The 23,067-nt window shown below is 48.3% G+C and carries 17 protein-coding genes; 5 read left to right on the top strand and 12 right to left on the bottom strand.

The window, feature by feature from the left end:
- Nucleotides 1-231: 231 nt before the first annotated feature.
- The 3 genes from H5336_RS22695 to H5336_RS16015 all read right to left on the bottom strand — a co-directional run bounded on the left by H5336_RS22695 (nucleotide 232) and on the right by H5336_RS16015 (nucleotide 5,772).
- Nucleotides 232-3,036: a right-handed parallel beta-helix repeat-containing protein gene (locus tag H5336_RS22695; RefSeq protein WP_221628071.1), complete on the bottom strand. Its 2,805-nt coding sequence runs from the start codon at nucleotides 3,034-3,036 to the stop codon at nucleotides 232-234.
- A gap of 407 nt (nucleotides 3,037-3,443) precedes the next feature.
- Entirely contained in the window at nucleotides 3,444-4,616 is a 1,173-nt protein-coding gene (locus tag H5336_RS16020; RefSeq protein WP_185235251.1) for a glycoside hydrolase family 88/105 protein, read from the bottom strand.
- A 208-nt stretch (nucleotides 4,617-4,824) separates the two neighbouring features.
- Nucleotides 4,825-5,772 (bottom strand): transporter substrate-binding domain-containing protein, encoded by a 948-nt coding sequence (locus tag H5336_RS16015; protein WP_185235250.1) that lies wholly within the window; start codon nucleotides 5,770-5,772, stop codon nucleotides 4,825-4,827.
- A 158-nt stretch (nucleotides 5,773-5,930) separates the two neighbouring features.
- Here H5336_RS16015 and H5336_RS16010 point away from each other — a divergent pair, with 158 nt between their 5' ends.
- Nucleotides 5,931-6,569 (top strand): RpiB/LacA/LacB family sugar-phosphate isomerase, encoded by a 639-nt coding sequence (locus H5336_RS16010; RefSeq protein ID WP_185235249.1) that lies wholly within the window; start codon nucleotides 5,931-5,933, stop codon nucleotides 6,567-6,569.
- 36 nt (nucleotides 6,570-6,605) lie between these two features.
- Here the strand turns inward: H5336_RS16010 and H5336_RS16005 are convergent, their stop codons facing one another.
- The 9 genes from H5336_RS16005 to H5336_RS24030 form a co-directional block, all read right to left on the bottom strand.
- Nucleotides 6,606-7,427 (bottom strand): transporter substrate-binding domain-containing protein, encoded by an 822-nt coding sequence (locus tag H5336_RS16005; protein WP_185235248.1) that lies wholly within the window; start codon nucleotides 7,425-7,427, stop codon nucleotides 6,606-6,608.
- A gap of 546 nt (nucleotides 7,428-7,973) precedes the next feature.
- Nucleotides 7,974-9,698 carry a pectate lyase family protein gene (locus H5336_RS16000; RefSeq protein ID WP_246439115.1) on the bottom strand — a complete coding sequence of 575 codons (1,725 nt, stop codon included), beginning with the start codon at nucleotides 9,696-9,698 and terminating at the stop codon, nucleotides 7,974-7,976.
- A 66-nt stretch (nucleotides 9,699-9,764) separates the two neighbouring features.
- Nucleotides 9,765-13,007, bottom strand: a complete 3,243-nt coding sequence (locus H5336_RS15995) for a pectinesterase family protein (protein ID WP_185235246.1) — start codon at nucleotides 13,005-13,007, stop codon at nucleotides 9,765-9,767.
- A 497-nt stretch (nucleotides 13,008-13,504) separates the two neighbouring features.
- Entirely contained in the window at nucleotides 13,505-13,729 is a 225-nt protein-coding gene (locus H5336_RS23445; protein ID WP_313557479.1) for a type 1 periplasmic-binding domain-containing protein, read from the bottom strand.
- A gap of 40 nt (nucleotides 13,730-13,769) precedes the next feature.
- Complete coding sequence (locus tag H5336_RS23440) at nucleotides 13,770-14,291, bottom strand: substrate-binding domain-containing protein (protein ID WP_313557476.1); 522 nt, start codon at nucleotides 14,289-14,291, stop codon at nucleotides 13,770-13,772.
- Between the two features lie 133 nt (nucleotides 14,292-14,424).
- The gene (locus H5336_RS15980; RefSeq protein ID WP_185235243.1) at nucleotides 14,425-15,339 is read right to left on the bottom strand and encodes an alpha/beta hydrolase; all 915 of its coding nucleotides are present in this window, start codon (nucleotides 15,337-15,339) and stop codon (nucleotides 14,425-14,427) included.
- A 90-nt stretch (nucleotides 15,340-15,429) separates the two neighbouring features.
- Nucleotides 15,430-16,239: a rhamnogalacturonan acetylesterase gene (locus H5336_RS15975; RefSeq protein ID WP_185235242.1), complete on the bottom strand. Its 810-nt coding sequence runs from the start codon at nucleotides 16,237-16,239 to the stop codon at nucleotides 15,430-15,432.
- Nucleotides 16,240-16,285: 46 nt separating this feature from the next.
- Nucleotides 16,286-17,458: a hypothetical protein gene (locus H5336_RS15970; protein ID WP_185235241.1), complete on the bottom strand. Its 1,173-nt coding sequence runs from the start codon at nucleotides 17,456-17,458 to the stop codon at nucleotides 16,286-16,288.
- A complete protein-coding gene (locus H5336_RS24030; RefSeq protein ID WP_512700774.1) occupies nucleotides 17,455-17,754 on the bottom strand; it encodes a DUF8812 domain-containing protein in 300 nt (99 codons plus the stop codon). Before H5336_RS24030 ends, H5336_RS15970 begins: the two co-directional genes overlap by 4 nt.
- A 246-nt stretch (nucleotides 17,755-18,000) precedes the next feature.
- On the opposite strand from H5336_RS24030, the gene H5336_RS15960 reads away from it, so the two are divergent.
- From H5336_RS15960 to H5336_RS15945, 4 genes are all read left to right on the top strand, one after another.
- On the top strand, nucleotides 18,001-18,864 hold the full coding sequence (locus H5336_RS15960; RefSeq protein WP_185235239.1) for an SPFH domain-containing protein: 864 nt from the start codon (nucleotides 18,001-18,003) through the stop codon (nucleotides 18,862-18,864).
- A gap of 11 nt (nucleotides 18,865-18,875) precedes the next feature.
- Entirely contained in the window at nucleotides 18,876-19,082 is a 207-nt protein-coding gene (locus H5336_RS15955) for a type II toxin-antitoxin system antitoxin (RefSeq protein ID WP_185235238.1), read from the top strand.
- A gap of 273 nt (nucleotides 19,083-19,355) precedes the next feature.
- Nucleotides 19,356-20,327 carry a GGDEF domain-containing protein gene (locus H5336_RS15950; RefSeq protein ID WP_185235237.1) on the top strand — a complete coding sequence of 324 codons (972 nt, stop codon included), beginning with the start codon at nucleotides 19,356-19,358 and terminating at the stop codon, nucleotides 20,325-20,327.
- A 244-nt stretch (nucleotides 20,328-20,571) separates the two neighbouring features.
- Nucleotides 20,572-23,037, top strand: a complete 2,466-nt coding sequence (locus H5336_RS15945; protein WP_185235236.1) for a sensor domain-containing protein — start codon at nucleotides 20,572-20,574, stop codon at nucleotides 23,035-23,037.
- Nucleotides 23,038-23,067: the final 30 nt, after the last annotated feature.

Below are 23,067 nucleotides of genomic sequence, written 5' to 3'. Positions count from 1 at the left end.
AGGAAAGCACTAATGCAGCGATTGCAGGGATGCAATTGAGCTGCCCCTGGCCTTCACGGCATTAGCACTTCCTTGTGCATCGCCGCTCTCGACCATCCCTGGCCTTCACGGCATTAGCACTTCCTTGTGCATCGCCGCTCTCGACCATCCCTGGCCTTCACGGCATTAGCACTTCCTTGTGCATAAAAAAAGGCCGGGGATCGCCCGGCCTTTTGTTTTAGAGAAGCGGGGTTATTGCTTCTCAAAAGCACCAAGGTCTGGTGCATTTCCTTGGTAGGGCAAGCCCACGTTTACACCAGCATCAATTAAATCGCTGTTGGCATTTAAGCGGAATAGGCCATTGTTCGGCAGGGTACCGTCTGGGTTGCGGGCTACCGTTGCGTTGTTTAGGTTCAGGCTTTCAAAGTCTGAGCTGTTTGCGGTTACGCTTATGTCCCACGAGTTGTTACGTGAGTCGGCGTTTTGTACGTCGGCGGTTCCACTAATGGAAACATTGTTGCGGAAGTAAAGTTGATGACCGGAATCTAGGTCGCCACCAAAACCATAATCCAAGCCATTATTGTAGGAGGTACAGTTCATCACCGTAACGCTTCCCGTGTTGTGGTTTTGGTCAAAACCTTTGTTTGGGTGACCAAAAGCAACCGACTGGGTAATACGATTATTGGCCGCTATCGCATTTCCGCCCATTTTAAAGCCGTTACCATTACCCGCGAAGTCACCATAACCCCATACATCTACACCGTTGCGGAAGGCCCAGCTTTTTTCTACCGTTACCACTTCGGGACTGTCGTACATGTCGAAGCCATCATCGGAGTTTTCCCACGCGCGGCAACCATAAAACGTGTTGCCGGGGCCTTGGGTTTGTTTGGGCCCAAATCCATCGGCCATGCTGCCGAATTTTTTAGGGTCGTAGTTGCGGTAGGCATCGGAGTTAATGACCGTGGTGTATGAACCGCCTTTGTTTATTTCTAAGCCGGTGTTGCGGTTATTGTAGAACGCGCAGTTTTCGAAGGTGTTGTTTGCGCCAATAACATACACGCCCTGATAACCTGCACGCGTTATGTCTATACCTTTAAAGAACCAGTAGTTACCGGTTAGGTGGAAACCGTAGGAATTTTGCACCCAGGTGTTGTCAGGGAATTGGAAATCGATAACCGCGCGACCACAGTTGGCTGCCACCATTTTTATTTCGGCACCACTGTTACCCGATTTAGAAAGGGTAATTGTATTTTTCGACCCTGCACTGTATGCAACACGGTAGGTACCCGGTTGCAGCAATATCATTTCACCAGCACCCACAGCCGAAAGTGCTGCATTCAAGCTCATAGGCGAGTTAAAGCTACTGCCGTTGCTAGAGCCGGTCGGTGTTACGTAGTAGGTACGTGAAGCGGTAATGTTACTGCTCTCGGTTCCACAGCCTGTTACATAGGGGTCGGACGAGCTGGAACTGGAGCTGGAACTAGAAGAAGAGCTGGAGCTAGAGGAGCTGCCACCACAATCACCCGCAGAAAGGTTAACACCTTCAATACTCAGGTAATCAACATTCGCCAGCCCACTGCTGGTAGTTGCCGTTAGCTCAAGGGTGTTTTCACCCTGCACTAAATCCACATACACCACTACCGTTTGCCAGCTTGTCCAGCCACCGGTTGCTGCAAGGTCTACTGTATAAATACCGCCACTGCCCGCATTAATGGTTAATTCACCGGGGCGAGACGCACTGCCGCCGTTGGCAAAGCGGAATTCCAGTTTATAGTTATCGCTAGTTGCGGCATTTACGCTCCATACGATACTTGTGCCGTTTGCGTTATCCGTATTGGCGTAGCCGATTCCGGTGAAACCGGCATTGGAGCTTTCGGAAGAATCACCATCAACTGAACAGAAACCGGCGCTTTCTTCTTGCAGGGTAAGTACAGACATTACGCTGCTTGAGGAGCTAGAACTTGAGCTACTACTGGACGAAGGAACAGAGCTGCTGCTGGAAGAACTGGAGCTACTGCTGCTAGAGCTACTGGAAGAGCTGCTACTGCTGGAAGAACTGGAGCTACTGGAAGAACTGGAGCTGCTGCTAGATGAGCTGCTACTAGACGATGTGCCCGGTCCATCACACGATGCTACCACTACGTTAGGGCCAGTAATTTCGATGTAATCTACGTTACCAAGGCCCGCACTCTGATTGGCCTGTAGGCGTAAGGCTTTATAACCACCGGCAAGACTCAAGTTAACCGAGGTGGTTGCCCAGGTTGTCCAACCGCCAGTACCCACAAGGTCTTCTGTGGATAGGCTTGCTCCGTTTGAGCTCAATACACCAGAACGATTGGTGGTAGAACCATTGGCAAAGCGCCAGCGCACGGTATAAGTACCTGCGTCGCCACTCACCGCCCAATCAATGCCGGTTGCGTTGGCATTGTCGGTATTAGCAAAGCCACTACCGGTAAAACCTGCGTTGTTGGTGTCTATGGAGCCATCAACACCGCAAAAGCCTGCCTCATCTTCCTGGATGGTGACCGTGTTATTCGCTTGCACGGAAGACGAGCTGCTAGAAGAACTGCTGGAACTCGAAGAAGAGCTGGAACTCGAAGAAGAGCTGGAACTTGAGGAAGAACTGGAGCTGCTGGAGCTTGAAGAGGAGCTGCTGCTGGAACTTGAATTACTGGTGCCGTCGGCCGAACACCCTAAAACGGTTGCGCTGGAGTCGTCGCCGTTTCCCTGAATGCCAAAACTGACCGAGCTACCCGCCGCGAGGGATAAATTCCAGGCTGCAGGCGTTGCCACATAAGGGTTAGACCCAGTGTAATTCGCCCCCCATACACTAGCTAATGTTGTGCCGCTGGCATGCTGCCAATTTACTTGCCAATTACTGATGGTGGAAGAGGAATCGTTTGTTACCGTCATATTGGCGGTAAAACCAGAACCCCAGTCGTTAGATACAGCGTAATCGCACGTCAAACTGTGGGCCTGAGAAACCAAGCAAGATAGAAATAGCGAGCCAATAACGGCATTCACACATTTCCGCCGAAATGAAGTGTTTACGGGCATGAGAGCGTCCTCTAATAAACCAGTTAGTTGCTATTGTGCGCACACCAGAGCGTGCAAGAAATATAAACGCAGTTTTTTATTTTTTTCTGCTCAAGCCCACTCGAGGGGAAGGGTTCGGACTACGGGCTTGGTTTATCAATAAGCGTATAACGATACATCAGTGTTATACCAGCCAACGCAGTTTGGCCTTACCAATAGTGCTAGGGTACGCCCACCACACGCCGCTGTAAAGATAACAAAAAGTATTAAATTACTTATTTGGTAACCATACCGATGGTGGAAATTGGCAGTTTTATACACCCCCAAGGAAGGGTTAAAACACAGACACTCAGAGGATTTTGGTCTAGGCCGGAACAGACCAGCGAGCGGTACCCGCCGGAATGCACAACGATAAGTGCGGAAATCTATTATTCCATTACCGAAGCCGCCATGAGTATGGCCATGTAGCCGTGCATATGCTGCTTGCCCTCTGGCGCCGGAATACTAACAGGCCGAATAGCGACATAATCTTCATAACTATTCTGACTGCCCATTCCCGGTGCAACAGAATTAATTTGTGGGCCGCCGTCTTTATAGGTGGTTATATCTGCTTGCAGTGCCTGCCAGCCTTTTTGTGCAACATTGCTGTAGCTTTTGTCCAGTATTTTTAAATCCACGCCTTTTTGTAAAGCGTAAACGATCATGCCGGTACTGCTCGCCTCGGGGTAGTTATCTTTTTTACCCACGGCATCTAACACTTGGTACCAGTAGCCATTGGCTGGGTTTTGTACCGCTTTCAAGCCTTTAGCCAAATTTTTATACAGGTAAACTATTTTTGAATAACCCGGATGTTCTTTGGGCAAGACGGCCAGCACATCCACCAACGCCATGGCGTACCAGCCCGAGGCCCGCGACCAAAACTGGCTGGACGTGCCCGTAATGGGATTAGCCCAAGGTTTAGTTTTGTCGTAATTCCAAGCATGAAAAGGCAAATTAAATTTAATGTTGAACGAGCGTTCAGACACCAATAATATTTGTTCTACAGCGGTATCTATGGCTTGCGCATCATTCGCAATAACCCCATAGCGCGTTAAAAACGGCTGCACCATATACAAACCATCGACTGATGACACATTGGTATATTTTGAGTTGTTTTTATGCCAGTAAGCACCATCGGGCGTTTTGTTGAAAGGCGATTTTTCACCCAACAAATAGTCGCGCATATTTTGCGCGGCTTTTAGGTATTTTTTATCGCCGGTTTCTTCATATAAAAACAAACAGTTCACACCAGGGTTAATGCCGTCCAAGGTTGTGAGCAGGCCGGTAATGCTGCCATCGGCATTTATAAACGCATCGGCATAGCGTTTTATATAGGTCACATAAGCTTTTTTGCCGGTATTTTTGTATACTTTTTCCATACCATGCAACACTACACTATTGGAATGATCCCAACCGTGGTGCGTTACTGCATCTATTGTCGGCTGGTAACGCTGAATTATGGCATCAGAAAAGGCCTCTCCCACGCCCTTGCCTGCGGGGAATGCGCTCGCAGAAAAAAACAAAACCCCTACTAACAACAGAGTAATTTTTACACCATTCATTCATTAACTCTCCCATTTCATAATAATTCCGCAGCCAGCCATTACCTTACGAAAAAAAACAATCAACCGCCACTCACTATTTTTATTCGGAAACTGACCATTGCCATAAACAAGCTATGTTACTGGAAATACGCGTAACTGCCTTTAGCGGCATCATTTTCTGATTCGGGGTGAGCATTCAGCCGGCAATAACCGTATAGGTAAACGATTAGTTCCCAAGTAAGATTTTACCGGTATCGCCACAGGGCTCGCGACGTTTTATTGTGGCAGGCCAGGGCCGTATCCAGTACCTGTCGTCTTCGAGGGGCACCCAATCGGGAATATTAGGGTTGCACAAAGGAATAATTCGGCGACCAGAAAAATTATAGTCTGTCAAAACCGAACGGGTTGTGGTGTGGGCATAGAACAGCTTATCTAACGCACCATCATCAATGGCTCGATCCAATCCCACGCTCAAGCGCTCCGCCAGCTTTGTTTGTTGCTTATTCAAGTGGAAGGCTGTCATAAAGGGGTAAGTGATCATTAGCGCAGGTTCAACTTCTATTGCATATTCACCATAAATGTTTATTTCAGAAAATATTTCGGCTGCACCTCGGGGGGAATAGTCAAAGCGCTTGTGCGTGAGCATATCAATCAGCGAGTCGATATTTGCGGTGGTTTTAACCGTGAGGCCATTCGCACGCAATATGCTAGTGTCCACGCATTTTTCACCTTGACCAGCCGACAACCTTTTCAGGCTTCCCACATTTTGTATGTCTGCGAACTTAGCGCTTTCGCCTTTACGAATAAGGAATATGCGGTTGCCTGCCAGGCCTTTATACAGAGGAACCGGTACCACCAAAAACCGTTCAGTTCGGTCGGCGCGTATGGATAGGTCTACCACTTGCAGTAAGTCGCCGCCTTCTAGGTACATTTCCGTGCGCTTAACCGGCAATGCGTTCATTACCAAATGAGCGCGACAGGGGCCATAATCGACTTCAGTTTTCTGTAATGCGAGGCGTAGCAGGCTAAAAACATAGCCCTGCTCCTTGAGGTTCTCTTTAAACTTATGGGGGAAATTGATAACGGGCTGGTTTTGGTCTGGCAATAGCTCACAAGCACTGGCAGAGCCAAAGAGCAGGTAGACCAAAAGGAATTGAACGATTGATTTGACCATTGGTTAAGCATAACGCAATAATCCTAAGCGTAAAGTCGAACCGACAAACCCCAGAACAAGCACCTTAGATCAAAAACCAATGATTTTTGTCCTGACCCGTTTGCCCGCGAGCCTGGCAATACCTATAATCGCGGCTTTTTGTTGATAGGAGTTGTTTCATGAAAATTGCCCTGATGAATGAGTTCAGTCAAGCGGCCAAAAACCCGATTGTGCTGGAACAATTAAACACCGTTGCCTCAGACTTGGATCACAGTGTTTTCAACGTGGGAATGGACGGCGATAACGATCACCGCCTTACCTATATCCACCTCGGTATTATTGCCGGGCTACTGCTTAACTCTAAGGCAGTAGACTTTGTTGTGGCCGGTTGCGGCACAGGCCAGGGCGCACTGATGTCACTGAACGCATACCCCGGTGTTGCATGTGGTTATTGTATCGACCCCGCAGACGCTTACCTGTTTGCTCAAATTAACAACGGTAACGCGCTTGCTCTACCTTTTGCCAAGGGCTTTGGCTGGGGCGCAGAGCTAAATGTTCGCTACATCTTTGAAAAGGCCTTTACCGGTGCGAAGGGCCAAGGTTACCCCCCTGAGCGCAAAGAGTCTCAGGTGACTAATGCCGGTATTCTAAATAGCATAAAAGACGCCACCACTAAGCCTTTCCTTGATGGAATGAAGGCCATCGACCCCGAGCTAGTCAAGCACGCGGTTTCCGGTGAGCGCTTCCAATCCTGCTTTTTTGAAAACGGCCAGGACGCCGACATTGAAGCGTTTGTGAAATCTGTACTCGCTGCGTAGTCCGCAGGCTCACACAAGCCGTGCAATGGAAAGTCGTTATTCACCCCGGTTCGGGTGTTCGAAGAACGGCTTTTCCAATTTGAAATCTTTAGGTAGTAGGTGGTTTTTCAAGGTATAAAAAACCGCATTTTTTTGTTTTATTAGGGTTATTTCCCCGTCAAAGTAGTGGTGCAAGAGTGCATCCCAGCTTCCATCCTTTTTGGCCGCCTTAAGGCCGACCTCAATACGCTCGGCTAGGTCCTTCCTGTCCATACTCACATGGTAAACAATGGGCAGTGGGTAGTAGATAAATATTTTGGGTGCTAAGGTGAATCGCGGTGCATGGTGCCTTGTATTATCTAAAACCGATTTCACCTCAATCACGCTCATGGCGATGTAGTCGAACCGCCCAACCGATAACATTGAGAACATCGTCTCCAAATTACCGTTGTCCATAACGTTGTAGCCTGCGGCTCGGTAGAATTTTACCTCTTCCCAACCTTTACCTTGCCCAAGCACCCATTTTTTTAGCTGCTCTTCACCGGTTAGATTATTAAACTTGTTGTAGTCGGCGCTGCGAATGAGCAGGCGCCGATAACCCAACAAATTACGCGCAATGGGAATATCGATACTTCTGTTAACTTCGGCTGCAACATCTTTTTTTGCAGCAATCGGTCGCCATGGGCCGACACGTACATTAATAACATTGCCGCGATTAATCTCTCGTCGCACCCTCGCGGTGCTATAACTGCGAATTTCACGCGTTAACAGATAGGGGCCATGGGAGGCTTGAGTCTTATCCAGAATTAGCTGTAGCAGCGCATATTGGTAGTCATCGCGCTTGGGCGTCGTACCCCAATCCCAGTAACGATAGTGCATAACTTCGGGCTTCTGCTCGGAATAGCATAGCGAAACCCAGCACAGAAGGAGGCATAACAGGCATAAATAACGGTTTTTTCGCCGGAAACAAACCCGTTGCAAACAGTGCTGTCGCATGAATTGAACCAATGTATGCCCAGTAATTACAGGGGTATAACTGGGCGACAAACAAATAGATCTGAGCCTTTTACTGTTTATGCTATTGATAGCACACAGCCAATTGGGAAATAGATGATTACCAAGCCCACAACCAGTGTAGTTAATAGCGGTGTAATTAATAGCGATGAAGCTAACAGAGATGAAGTTTAAAACTGAACGGCACTTTTATTGTAGGCGCTGTTTATTAAAAACGGTAATGCGGCGTTTCCTTTCGACATCATGGGTTGTTCAGTGGCCACTAAACCGACATGCATGGGAGCTTTTAAAGTGACATCAACATAGCAAACTTCATTTCTCGAATGAAAGCCGCCTTTTTTGATTTTACTTGAGGCATAAAAAAAGCGAACCGGCCGTAAGCCAGTTCGCTTGTAGTGCTGTTATTTATCGTTACTGTACCGCTTCTATAACAAGATCATCAAGAGTGATGGTTGCATCACTCTCAGTTCTTAGGGTAATAAACGAACTATTCGTGGCTACCAAACCAGGCACCACTACCGTTGCGCCAGGGGTGAGGTCGGCCAAAGCCACGGAGTAAAACTTCGAGTCACCCCCGTGAATTGACGCCTTACTATCGGCGGTATTGTTGTCCACGTACAACATAAACTTCTTAGTGGTAGTACCGCCAACGCTCACCACTTTAAACGAAACCTGATAAGCCGCGTTTAGGCTTAATACACCGGTCGTTGCCGCATCGGTTGCGGTTGTTACTACAGCAGGCGTAGTGTTACCAATGGATACCCGACCAGCCGTAATGGTGATTTCCCCAGAGGCGATTGCTACCGTACCGGTAACCCGATGATACATTGGCGCACTGCCGCCAGACGCGCCGGTAAGGTCGCGATACGCCGCGGTGAAAAACGCATCGGCATCGGTAGCCGCAAAGTCTTCACTGTACGGTAAGGCCACGTCACCGGGCACAATAGGTTCTTGGGTTGGAACACTGCCAATGGGCGTTTCGGGGTCTGGAATAGTCAAACCACTCTGGTCTATTACACCAACACCCGCATTAGCCACAACCTGATCTTTTAAACCCGCAATAGGGTCCAGCGTGTAGGCGTATGGCACGGCAATGGTTGCATCAGAACCGGTTACACCGTCTGGCCCAGCCGTGGCTTCGTCCGCATCGGGGGTAGTCCAGTTTGTGCTGGTAAATTCATTACCCACAGAATTCCAAAAACCAATTTGACTGGAGTAAAACGATACTATTGGGTTTTGTACATTTTCAAAAACATTGTTCTCCACTAAAATTTCCGCGCCCATGCGTGAGTTAATAGCCGTAGAACGTACATCTTTGTAATAGTTGTTATAAATATGGCCAGTGCCAAAACGAAATAGCGGCACACGTGACTCTAGGTTTTCGAAGTAGTTGTGATGAAAGGTAATATTGCGGTCGCCGCTATCGGTATCACCACTACCATGAAGGGACGCTTTCCAATGGTCGTGCAGGTAGTTGTAAGAAATAGTGATATTTTCGGCTTCGCTTTTACTGTCGAGCAAGCCATCGTAATAATCTTTACTCACCCCGAGGCTACCGTAAAGTTCATTGTGATCGATCCAGATATTACTGGTGGTAGTACCGTTATCATCACCCTCGATAGAAATAGCATCTTTACCGGAGGTTAACACTTCATGAATTTTTAGGTTCTGAATAATGATGTTGTTGGCACGACGAATACTGATACCGATACCGTCGAACTCACCTCGGTCCGCCACGCCAATAATCGATACGTTATCCATATCTTTAATATCGATTGATTTACCGGTAGCACCCGAGTTGACATCGGTAATAACGCCGTCAATAAAAACGGTTACCGGGCTGGAGGCATCACTGGCGTCCGACAAAACTTTAATCAGGTCGAGGCCATTGTTAACGGTATAAACGCTTCCACCGTCACCACCGGTAATGTTGAAGTTGTAGCCGGCAAAGCCACCGTCGACGGAGCCTCCGGCTGGAATACTAGAAGAAGAGCTTGAGCTAGATGAACTCGAACTACTGGAAGAGGATGAGCTGGCGACCGAACTCGAGCTGTTGTTGCTGCCCGATGAACCACCACCACAGGCCCCTAAGGCCGCACATGCAGTGAAAGCTAAAAGTGTTTTTGAAATGTTCATAATATTTTCTCGAATAATAAAACCAAAGAAGGCCAACATATTGCTGGCCTTCAAACACGTCAGTTGTTATTGCGTGATTTGAATATCTTCAAAGGTAAAGACCTGAGCACCTGATCCGTTTGGTGCAGCGAATACACCTACCTTTATAGTGTCGGGTAATGCGGTAAAGGTACTACCACCCAGCCCAGAATAGGTCACACCACCATCGGTTGAAACCGATGCGGCATAATCCTGCCCAGTGCGCACCAACTTCAGGTAAAGGTCGTCGCCCGGAGTCACCGCTGTACTACCGGTTTTACCCCAAGAGCCGTCTGCTGCCAGAATATGCCCATAACCTGCAATTAAATCCACGTTCGCATCGGCGGTAATATCGTGAATACTGGCATTAGCCAATGGCTCGCTTGTAGCCGAGGCTGCATCACAAACACACATCATCAAGCCGGCAGGGAACTGGTAACTACTGCTTTCACGCAATGTACCAACAGCCTTTACTTTGGCCGTGATGGTGAAATCACCGGTTACGTCTTGCGACGCCAGATACATGGAGGTTTTCTTGCTTTCGAACTTACCGCCTTCTGCCGTGAGGGTTACAGACGTATCCGTTTGCGCATCGATACTGCCGTTAATGCCTGAAGTTGATCCACCCAACTGCATTGCGGCTCCACTCCATGCTTCTGCATTAGGCAAAGAACAAGCGTCATCACTCACGTCTTCTGGGTATGGATCCCAACCGGCGCCGTTGTCAAAGCTGGCGAAGATTTGCGCACGACTACAATAGTTTGCATCAACCTCTGCCTGGCTTAATTCATAACAGCTATCGGGCTTGCCGCTACCGTCTCCATTATCACAACGATCTGACATATCCAAAGTCGCGCCCGACGCATCCAAGCTATTGAATTCTTTCCAACCGCTAGTTGCATCCGCTACCGCAGGGTTTGGTGCTGGCTGGCTGTTAATACCTTCATAGGCAAAACCGATATCGGCTACATGATCACCCATTTTGGTGTTCACAAATGTCACGTTATCAAAGTAACTGCTGCTTCCACCGGAACGCGCCAAATGCGTTGTACCTGTGGTGATAGTTACGCCTACAGGGCCTGCGCCAGAGGTGAGTTCGGAATCGAGGAATACGAAACCGGGGTCTGTCACATTGGAGGTACGCGCCTGCAGAAGATACCCACCGGAACTTTCTCCAGTGCCCACTTTTGAATCGCCCAAAGAACGAATCTCACTGGCTTCAAAGATGGTGGCAACACTGTAGCCCCATATGAAGTCAACGTTACCCGCTACCAAGCTGTTGTGGAACCAGTTGTAACCCTTCAACAACAAGGTGTCCTGCTCTGAAATAAACTGTGCATTGGTTGCTATCAGTCGGCCAGATGTAGAGTTGAAGTAAATGGTTTCGGCCTGATCGCCGCTACCCGTGCGTACATGTGTGTTGTACAGGGTGAGAGAATCCAGTGTGAGCATATCCACACCTTCCACTAAGAACAGTGCACGCCCACTACTACCGCCGTTCAAGCCCTCAGAGTTTTTACCCTGAATCACGGTCTTGCCTGCTGTGTTGTAGAGGTCGTTGTCGCCCTTGGCCGTGTTGTCTCCGTTAACACCTTCAATAGTAAGGTTGTTTTTACCTTTCAGGAAGTAGAGACCATCGTAAACACCTTCCCCTACGCTAATGGTAAAGGCGGTATCAACAAAGGTGGCATCGCCCGCTGCCTTCTCCATCACCCAATCCAAAGCACCCTGGAGGCTGCGGAAATCGGCGCTAGTGCCGTCATCATCCACACTGAGCCCGGTAGCATTTGCATCTGGAGCACTTTTAGTGGTGAATGTCCAAGCGGAAGATTCGCCCAAACCATCGAAATCAGACGTATTGAGCTTAGCTCCGGTCACTACATTCAGACCGATGGTAACCGTATATTCGGCGTCATAGGCAAGAACCTGGCTGTGCGGTTTGATGGTAAGCGTACTGCCGTCAAGGGTGATCAATGAGGTATTTAAAGGCCGCTCACCTGTCGCGCTAGAGAAGCCTACGTTTTCAGTTTCACCAGCCACTTTAATGCGGTCGACTAAGGTATCCGTTGCATCAAAAATACGCACTTCACCGGTGGTACCCAACGCGATGCCATCATCGCTGTCGAATTCAATGGTAAGGACGGTATCCGCGTAAGCGCCGGTGGAAAGCGGTGAAACCACGCTGGTAATATCGCCGTAATCGGTAGTAGGCATATCCCAGGCTGGCTCAATTTGCACATTCAACGTGCGCTGAACGCTGCTGTCAGAACCTGCCGAGAAGGTTACGGTGGTAGTACCCGCACCTACTGGTGTTAGGGTTACGGCGTTGGCGTCAGTCGCTACCGAGACCACGGTGTCATCGGCTGAAGCAACCGTAAAGGTATCCGCTGTAGTGCCATCGCTTTGAATGGCGGTTACATTGGTGGTTAAGGTGTCGCCGCGAACCGCAGAAACCCAACTGGTATCGGCGTAATCTAGGCTCAGCTGCACAGGCTTCACAGCGGGGTCACCCACTTTAACGTAGTCCACTTCAAAGGAGCGGTTATAAGTAAAGAAACCAATCAGACCCGGGCCTGCGGTATAGGTGTTGCCGGTATCTTCCCAGCTACCCAGCTCTTCACCGTCTAAATAGGCCGTTAAGGTACTGCCCACAACATCAGTACGAACCGTATGCCAGTCACCATCGGTGCCGCCTTCAGTGCCCAACTCAATCGCTTTCTTCTTTTGTAGACTACGCTGAACCGCACCGGTATCGATGAAACCCGCTTCTACCTGTGTAGAGGCGCTTGAATTCTGCATATTCAAACCACCGAAGTACCACTGTAGCTGGCCTTCGTAACGCATCATGCCGTAAAGGTATTTGTTACCCGTATTGCCGTTGGCGCGCGGGCGAATTTTGTATTCAACAAAATAATCATTGGGTACGTCGCCGAACTCAGAAGCCTTAACTAGGATCAGCTCGCCCTCTTTGAGTTCACCCCCACGTGTACCGGCAGTGAAGCGCAATGACTTACCAATTTCGGTACCCTCATCAAGAATATCGAACGCACCGGGATCAGCCAAGTCGTAGGTGGAAATCAGATCGTCCCACTTATCATCAAATGTGCCGTCTTCAAAGTCGTCACAAAAGTATAAGCTTCCGCCTTCTGGGCAAGTCCAAGCTGTTTGTGGTTCCTGAGTAGGTTCAGCCGTAGGTTCAGCCGTAGGAGAGGGACCGTTGTCGCCTCCACCACCACAAGCAACGATCGAGCTGCCCACGAGTGTTGCTAATAGCAATTTTTGTAAATTCATCTAATTGCGCTCCAAATTTATTGAGTTGTCGAGCTGTTATAAGAATGACGCGGCGGAACCAGTCTCCCGGAAATATACATCAGAACTCTTACTCCGAGCCGGTCGGGGATTACCATATTTAAAATTATTGGCATTACCAATTCAGGCAATTCGGTCAATACTGACACACCAACATTTGAAATACAATTAGGCCAACTTAGACTTTAGTATAATGTTTAATGTGCTCCAGTCGGCCCGAAAAGTGCCATACAGCTGACAATACGTGCAAATACCGGCCAAATCGGGATGTATGCATTACATTCGCTTTGTATTATTGTCTGGCCAAATTAACTATTGGCATGACATTAAACATACAAGTAGTAGCTATTTAGGCCTTAGGAAAAAGAGAATACTCAACAGGGGATAGCTCAAGGAGCCAGCCCTGCCTGAAGGTCTGGATCATCAAGGTTTTGTTTAGTGACAAAAAAACGCCGGTATCGACAAACTCTAGGTAGGCGCTATGGCTCAACATGGCCGCCAACCCCACAACCCCACAACCCCACAACCCCAAGATAACCCATTTCTCCGGGCCGCTGAGAGATTACAGCATGGATTTTACCCGACTCAACACCCGCCAATATTTGCTTGCTTACGTAGAAACCGACATGAATAATATCGGAGCGCTTAACCTTTTCGAGGGCGATGAGAGCTCCAATAGTAGTGGGTTCGTTTGAGGTAAACACACCATCCAACCCCTCCACACCATTAATTACTTTGAAGGCCTTACTGCGCGCACCACCAACCGTGACACCAATGTAAGCCTCCAGTAAAACATCCAGCCCCTCCCTCGGTCGCCCCCTTACGGAAGCCTTCTTCGCGAGCGTTGGTGGTTATCACTTCGGCATCATTACGCAATAGTGCCACACGGCCTTTTCCGCGTAATAGCGCTACCATGCCTTCTCCGGCTAAAGCACCCGCGCAGAAGTTTTCAGTTTTAACCACGCTCATACGCTTACCACCATAATCGCGATCGATGTAGACCACCAGAACCGGCATGTCCGAGTGATTCAAGTAATTGGCAACCGCAACCGACGCTGGGGCAATAACAATTCCAACACAACCACGAGCCAACATACTTTTTACGATATCTATCTGTGCGCCCTGATTAGTCTCTTCCATAGGGCCGCGAACAAGTATGGTGTAGCCATATTCAGCCCCCGCTTCCAGTGCGCCCTTCTGCACCGCTCGCCAGAAACTCAAACTGGAGCCTGCGGTTACAACACCAATACAACTATTGGCGTGCACAACAGGGGCAAGACAACACTAAAAACAGCAGGCATAACGGCAATGGGAGGGGGAATCTCGGCACTTATACATCAACTCGATAAGGGCTTATTCCTCAGCCTAGGCCAATTTCGGGGCTTTTTTAAGTAACAGCCTACTTGCGTAAGAACCGGTCGATAAAGTCGACGGTTGGCGTAAGCCATGGCTCGAACAGCCAGAAGGAATGCGGCGCCCCTTGCAGGGCCTGAACCTGGCTATGCTTCAGCCGTTGAATTACTTCGCTCTGACCCGCCGAAAAGCGTGGGCGGCTACTGTTTATAAACAGCATAGGAGGGGACTGCTCTGAGGCATACGACAAAGGAGATGCCTGTACCCATATTGCAGGAAGTTCCTCGTAACGCCCGCCAAACCAGGCTTCGGCCGATGAAGGTTTTTTACGTGGGTCGTTTTCGTGCTTGAGTGCCAGCGGTACGGTAAAACTCGACAAACCGTCGATATTAACGATAGCAGACACCTGACCCAGCTCGGGGTTATGCGCGCTATATTGGTCCAATTCTGAATGCCCGCTAGTAAGCCCCACCAAACTGGCTATCTGCCCGCCAGCGGACCCGCCCCCAAGCGCTAGGCGCTTAGGGTCTAGGCCATATTTTTCAGCATTCAATCGTAACCAACGCACAGCGTCACGAATATCATAAACCGCTGCGGGGTATTTCGCTTCACCTGCGAGGCGATAGCTCGCCGTTGCCACCACATAACCTTTTTCGGCTAATCGAGCCGCAAGCGTGTGGTACAAATCGCGGCTTCCTGCGCGCCAACCACCGCCGTGAACCAACAGCAATGCTGGCGCAACGCCAGCTTGATCTGCTCGGGCAAATATATCCATGGCCAACAACCTGCCCTCCACCTGTTTATACGTCTGGTTGCACCAGCGATTTAACTTGGCGGTAGGCGCCTGCGGCAATTGAATACCGGGGTGTTTTTTTTGGAGCTTATTGAATGTAGCTTCGATGGTGTAGCCGTTCGCTGGGCTCGCCTGCGTATGACACGCAGTTTCCGCGCGAGCAGCCATAGAAACGACTGCGCAGAAAAATAAAACGATAAAGTTATGCAACTTCATGTTTTTAACAAGCCCCGACAATGTTAAGTACGCCTCAATTAATTAATATGTCAATTTTAGATGCTTAGGGTCTGGTGTACGCAAGCGCTCAACCAGAGGGTGGTCCATTTTTTTCAACTCCACCAATACCAATTGTGCAATCTCACGGGCGCCCAAACGGTTAGTGTGGGTATTATCGCGAACACCATTGGGATAATTGGGGTGCAAATTGGGTTTTATGTGCATAAAACGTAAAGTAGAGGCCTCATCACCCATCTCTTCAAAATAGGCACGGGTTAATGGGTCCATATCGATAAAAGCAACGCCCTGCTCTTCGGCAACTTCGACCACCACTGGGCTGTGACTGTGGGTCAACTTAATGCTGTCGCCGTCAAAATAACGCCGCGTAATGGGGCTCAATAAAATAGGGCTGGCCTTTTTTTCTCGTGTTTCACGAATAAACTGTGTGAGATTAATTTTAAATTCTTCCGGTGTTGTGTAGCGTTCCTGTTTTTTAATTGACTCATCATTGTGACCGAACTGAATAAATACGTAATCGCCGGGCTTTACTTCATCCATAATTTTCCCCCAGCGCCCTTCCGTTATAAACGTTTTGGTGCTGCGGCCATTTTTTGCGCGATTCTCTATGCGAACAGTGTCATCAAAAAAGGTGGCAAAGGGCACGCCCCAACCGGTTTCAGGAAAATCTTTAGGATGCTTAATGGACATGGTGGAATCACCCGCCATGAATACGGTGGTTACTGGAGCCATGGAAGGCTCGCTTACCGTTTTGGGCTCTTCGTTAGCAACATTTACATTGACGCAACCGGTAAACGCAAGGCCCGCCATCAAGGACACAACAAGTTTCTTCATGTTATTTAACCACTTAAAAGGTGAAAAAATCAAAGCAGGGACTCTCTCAAGATTCCCCAGCCAGTTCAAGTTTTTTTGCTGTGGCCGCCACCATAAACGCATCAACTGGGTCTATGGCTTTACTACCATTCATTGCCTGCTCTTTGTGTACTTCAGCTTCAGCTCGGTCTACCTCTTTACCCAATTTACGCCCCAACCCCAAGCCTTTGGCCACCTGCATTAACCAGGTTATTTTTTGAAACATCTCGAACCAGAAGGGGGCTCCCTGGCCAATGAGAAATATAGCGCTCGCCAAGCCCATTAACCAGCCTACCCATTGTGCCACTAGTTTAAGCGGCCCAGCTTCTTTAGCGCCTTGAGTGCAGCGAATATCTTTTATCGCATTGTTCGCATTAGAAAAGCAGCCCGGAAAATGCTGCCACCCCATAGGCACCCCTTCTTCCTTCAACCCAGCCAAAGATGTTTTAATATTTTTTACACCCGATTGTGTTGTACTCAGCAAAGCCTCCAACTCAACTTTACCCTCCGAATTATTGGTGTTGGCTAGCTCCGTTTTTACGGTCTCCAGCGCTTGAGCCGTTTCTATATAACGCTCTTCTGCCTGGTGACCAATGTCGGCAACCGCCTCGGCTATGGCCGGGTTAGCGGCATAAGTACGGAATATATGAATCGCATCAATATTAAAAAACACAACCAGAGGAATTGCCGCTATTAAAGAGAGAAAACGGGACTTTACCCTGAAATTAGAGGTGGCGCCGGTCGATATAGACTCCAGGTTTCGGGCAAGGTCAAGAATCATCACCCGCGCTTTGTCTTCACTGTAATCTAGCAGAGTAACGCCAGCCTGTGTACGAGCCAAGCGCTGACAAAACTCAACGGCGTCCAGCCTCTCGGTTGTTTTATCTGCACTTTTAGACTTATGGTAGGTTAACTTATCGTCTTTTGATCTTTGTTCAATGTCTAGACTAGGTAAGCCACTCACCGACAACATAGCCTGTAAAAATTCAGCTTTATACTGCGCGGAAGGTTTGCCTTCAACCTCTATCAAGCCGCGTATTTTTGGCCAAATTAATTCATCAAAAAACTTACTCACCATCAATTCAAAATATTTTTCGCGTGTATGATTAAAACGATGAAAAACCTCTACAACAACCAAGGTCATCGTCGAGAAAATCAGCATCGTCACGCAAAAGGCGAGCAATGCATTTAGTAAGTTCATTCCGCATCCCTCATTAGGTATTTTTTTTGCCTATTAAAGCGATCCAAGGGTACACCCCAGCGCCCAACCCAGTAATTCAGGTCGCTCATCAGGCTTTTCAACCCAGCAAAATCGCGGCTTACCAGCAGTGGTTGCAGGCGCTCTCTAGTCACGGGCGTATAACCTCCTCGATAACGCAGGTCGGCAACTGTATCGCAGATTAGCACGGGTAGCGACGACCACGTTGTTAGGCCATATTTATCCTGAACAACTTCTTTTGTGCAAATTCGAATGACATGACCTTCACCAGAGGCCAAAAGTCATTAATAGAGGTGCCCCTAAGTTGTTATTGAAACCTTAGCCCACGAGATACGCATTGTTTGTATTCAGGCGTAAGGCAACAAGCTTCTTTAGTGCGTTGCTGAACATGCCTGCCTTCTAAATTAGCTTGCCAATATTGTATTTATGCCAGCGAAGCGGGTTAATCAATATACCCTTGCATAACATGAGCCCTGAGCCTATAGTGATATCAAATTGATATCACTATCAACGGAGCAAACCTTATGATGACCGAAACTCCCGCACAAACCTTCTCCGGGTATACCTTCCTGGCCCTGCTGTCCCTGGTACAACTGACCAGTATCGCCAGTGTGGCGCTAGTTCATGGGCCCATTATTCTCAAGGTGATGGAAGTATTAGTAGTAATGCTCGTGTTTGCCTGTATGTTTGGCTTTTTTATGGTGGCGCCTAACGAAGCCCGCGTAATGCAGTTATTTGGTCGTTATGTGGGTACCGAAAAGCTGACCGGGCTGCGCTGGGCTAACCCTTTGTACATGAAAAGGAAAGTGTCGCAAAGGGTACGTAACTTTGAAAGCAACCAACTGAAGGTAAACGATCTTTCTGGTAACCCCATCGAAATTGCCGCCGTTGTCGTATGGCGGGTCATCGACACGGCAGAAGCCATATTCGAAGTCGATGACTACGAACAATTTGTAGCCATTCAAACTGAAGCCGCCATCCGTGACATGGCCACCAGCCACCCTTACGACATTCACGAGGAAGACCAGATTGCTTTGCGCGGCAATGGCAATGAAATAGCCGCTATCCTTAAAGACGAAGTACAGGGGCGTCTCGGTAAAGCCGGTGTAGAGGTTATTGAAGCTCGCATCAGCCATCTTGCCTACGCGCCTGAAATTGCCAGCGCTATGCTACAACGGCAACAAGCTTCCGCTATAGTTGCCGCTCGGCAAAAAATTGTAGAAGGCGCCGTAGGCATGGTGGAGTCCGCACTGGAAAAACTATCTGAGAAATCGATTGTTGAACTTGATGAGGAGCGCAAAGCCGTTATGGTCAGTAATTTACTGGTTGTACTTTGCGGAGATAAAGCCGCACAACCGGTTGTTAACACCGGCACTTTATATAACTAGGGTGTTTTTTCGTGGCTGCTAAAAAATCGTATCCGTTACGGATAAATCCAGAAGTACTTGCGGCTATGCAACGCTGGGCAGACGACGAGCTGCGCAGCGTGAATGCACAAATCGAATATGTTCTACGCGATGCCCTAGTGAAATCGGGGCGAGTGAAACTTACCCAAACGGTTGTCACTCACATCGAAGAACCAAAAAAGAAAAATAGCCCACCATAGCGCCGGTTATTCACGCGTGTAGCCGCCCCTAATCAGCTTAGGGGCGGCTACACGAGGCTCATCCTGCTCATCCTGCTCATCAGTCTCTCTCGACAGCATTCATACTGACTCACGGTTTGCGTGCATAGCTAACCAAAAGCCTTGTAAACCGAAGGAGTGAGGAATAGAACCTCAACTTTCTGTCACCATTCATCTACACTGTCACCTTCAACCACCCTGCCGCTCGGCATTCGAAAGCGCTGCTTTTATACGCCGAGTGATACGGATAGCCCCATGAGTAGAAACATACGAAGCACCGAAGAAATAATTGTTTTGGCTCTAAGCGGGCTTACAGTGCTCTCACTTATACCGTTGAGCGTCATCCGTTTCATTCAAGCCGAATGGGAAATAGCCGTGCTGGATACCACCGCGGTGGTTCTGGTAGGTGGTATTTTCCTACATGTCTACAAAACCGGTAAAACTGAACTCGCCGGTAAAATGCTGGCTACCATTTGCTACTTGGTTTTATTAACAACGATAAAACTTGGGGGGGCAAGCCAGCTTCTATGGGCCTACCCCGCTTTAACGGCGGTATTTTTTCTTATCCCCCCTCGATTTGCGCTCGCACTGTCGTCGATTTGCCTGCTTATTATGGGCGGCCTTATTTGGACCGAAATCAGCTTATTAGAAAAGCTGAAATTTTACATATCAACATTTTCGACGCTCTTATTCAGTTATGCCTTTGCGGAAAAAATGTTGCAGCAAAAAAGTCAGTTACTCGAGTTGGTTAGTAAAGATCCTCTCACCGGCACTGGCAACCGACGCGCAATGGAAGAAAAACTTCGCGAAATCTATTCTCACAAGCAAAGAAAAGCCGACGTTCCGGCGTCAGTCATTCTTATGGATCTTGATGATTTCAAAAAACTCAACGATAAATTTGGCCACTCCATTGGCGATTTGGTGCTCGTCGAATTTGTTCAAACCCTTAACAAACAAATCCGAGCAACCGACAGCCTCTATCGCATTGGCGGTGAAGAGTTTTTAATTGTTGCGGAAACCTGTAATAAAAACGCAGCACTTGAATTTATTGACCAATTACACCTGGCAATTGCTACTAGCGCTACCCTGCGACTTTACGGTTTATCCATGTCTGTTGGTATTGCCGAATACAAAGACGCCGAAACCACAAGTGATTGGTTCGGCCGGGCCGATACGGCAATGTATGAGGCAAAACGTCAAGGGCATAACTCCACATGCTCGGCCTAACACTCAACCTTTTTGGCTTTCACCTGTAAAAGCCCGACATTAAACAACCGTTTTTCACTTCCGTATCGTGCACCTAATTAGCCCGTACAGTCACGCACAACTATAATCCCTTGGCAATAAACTTAGCTATTACGGGTTAAATAGAAAAAACTCGTCGCCAAATTCAACCAATTTCCCGTCAATCACTGCTATTCTCGGGCACTCAATAATAACAATAAGACTTCAGCAGAAGCCGAAGGTCCACATGTACGACCTAAAACCATCAGACACGTCTTTTTTCCTCGAGTCAGTTTTAGATTCGCTACCACTTTGCGTGTATCGAATAGCGGTGGACGGCTCCCTTATCTACGTTAATAAAGCCCTACAAAACTTGTTGGGTACGGATGCCGATCAAATACTGGGTAAAACCGCATACGATTTGTACCCCCCCGCAGTTGCAACACGCTACCGCAATGACGATATAAAAGTCATGACCACGGGTAAACCGCTACATATCCTTGAGCACAATATTCGCGCGGTGGGCGGTGCTAAACATGTAGAGGTACACAAAACCCCTCTTTTCGACGAAAACGGCGATGTGATTGGTGTGCAGGGCGTATTTTGGGATATTAGCGAGCGCTTTATCGCCGAGCAGGAGCAGGCTAAAAACGAACTTCTTCTAAAAACAATTTCGGAGCAATCGCCCAACCACGTTATCCTACTTAACGAACTACTGCGGATTGTATACATTAACAAAACCGTAGAGGGCATGAGTAACGATGACTTTCTTGGCGCGAACTATTTAAAATTTGAATCTGCCAACCGCGAGCAAGCACGGCGCTGTCTGTTACGCACGCTCACCACCGGTGAAATCACCACTTACCAAACAACCTTCACCCCACCGAGCGGCAACCTGCATTATTTTGAAGTTATATGTGTACGCCTCTCAGAAGCACCACTTGAAGCAAAACTACATTTAACCGCCACCGATATCACCCAGCGCATATACAGCGAGCAGAAACTTCGCCAAGCTGCCGCCGTTTTTACATTTGCAAAAGAAGCTATTCTGATCGCAGACGCAAAAGGGAAAATTAGCCTAGCAAACCAAGCTTTTACCGATATTACCGGCCACACCCCAGCCAGCTGCACAGGGCAACATATTCGCTCTTACCTGTCTTCCGATAACCCCACCCAGTTGCTCAATGAGGTGGCCAGCACCATATCCCAAACCGGTGCTTGGCAAGGCGAACTGAATATCATCGGCAAAAGACCCGGAGAGCTGGTGGTATCAGCTGCCATTAGCACCATCCGAAATGATGATAGTGATGTCCAAAGCTACGTCATTTTACTTTCAGACATCACCCGTCAAAAACAACATCAATTACAGCTGGAACATATTGCCCACTACGACGCGCTCACGGGGCTACCCAATCGATACCTATTGAGTAACCGGCTAAAGGATGAAATAGCCAATGCAACGCTTACCGGTGAACGGCTCGCCGTTGTCTACCTTGACCTGGATGGTTTTAAATCGGTGAATGACCATCACGGTCACAGTATTGGCGACCAACTTCTAATCAAAGTAAGCCAACGCCTGCTTGGCACGCTGGATGTACATAATATGCTCGCGCGTATCGGCGGCGACGAATTTTTAATTGTTATTCCACACATTGTTACACATAAAAATATAGACAATTATTACCGCCAAATTCTCAAAGCTATTTCCCTACCTATACACAGCGATGTAGGCATATTTGAACTATCCGCGAGCTTGGGTATTACCTATTTTCCACAGGAGGATTCCGTAGACCCCGACCACCTAATACGCCAAGCCGACATCGCCATGTACCAGGCAAAAATTCACGGAAAAAATCAGATCGCTGAATTTGACCCTATTGAGGATAAACATCAGCGCGGCTACGGAAAAATATTAACGGAGCTTCGCCACGGAATAGACAACGAAGAGCTTCGTCTGTACTACCAACCCAAGGTAAACATGAAAACAGGGGAAATACTGGGTGCAGAAGCGCTGGTTCGCTGGAACCACCGCCGTAAAGGTTTACTCGAACCGGAGGCCTTTCTCGGTGCAACGGTAGAAGACCCCATCGCCATTCGACTAGACCACTGGGTATTGCGCAACGCACTGCGTCAACTACAAAACTGGCAGGTAAAAAAATTGCATTTTGCCATCAGCATTAATGTCAGTATACAAACCCTGGAGCACCCCGATTTCATCCGTATTTTTAAGCAGTTAATCGAGCAGTCTGGCGCTAACGTTCAAAATCGTGTCACCCTGGAAATACTCGAATCCAGCGCCATTGCCGATATAGGCAAGGTGTCACAAATAATCAACGAGTGCAGCACCCTGGGTATCGATTTCTCCCTGGACGATTTCGGTACTGGATTTTCCACCCTTAGTTTTCTAAAACACCTCCCGGCCAGCGAATTAAAAATCGACCGCTCTTTCGTTAGCGACATGCTGAAAGACACCGATGACATGGCCATTATTCAAAGTATTCTCGGTATGGCCAGCGCCTTTAGCAAGCGCGTTGTTGCCGAAGGTGTAGAAACAGAAAAGCATTGCCGGGAGCTTCTTCAACTTGGCTGTCACGTTGCGCAAGGGTTCGCCATAGCCAGGCCGCTTTCGGCAACCGACTTTGAAAGCTGGTGTATGGAGTGGCAGCAGACCATGCCAATGGCTTCCAGATTTTCGTTAGAAACATCCGTTTAATGCATCGAATTGTGACTACTCAGTCACAAA

The organism is Teredinibacter franksiae (assembly GCF_014218805.1).
GTDB lineage: Bacteria > Pseudomonadota > Gammaproteobacteria > Pseudomonadales > Cellvibrionaceae > Teredinibacter > Teredinibacter franksiae.
Note: the sequence above shows the minus strand (reverse complement) of the source record. Positions and strands in the feature narration are given on the sequence as shown.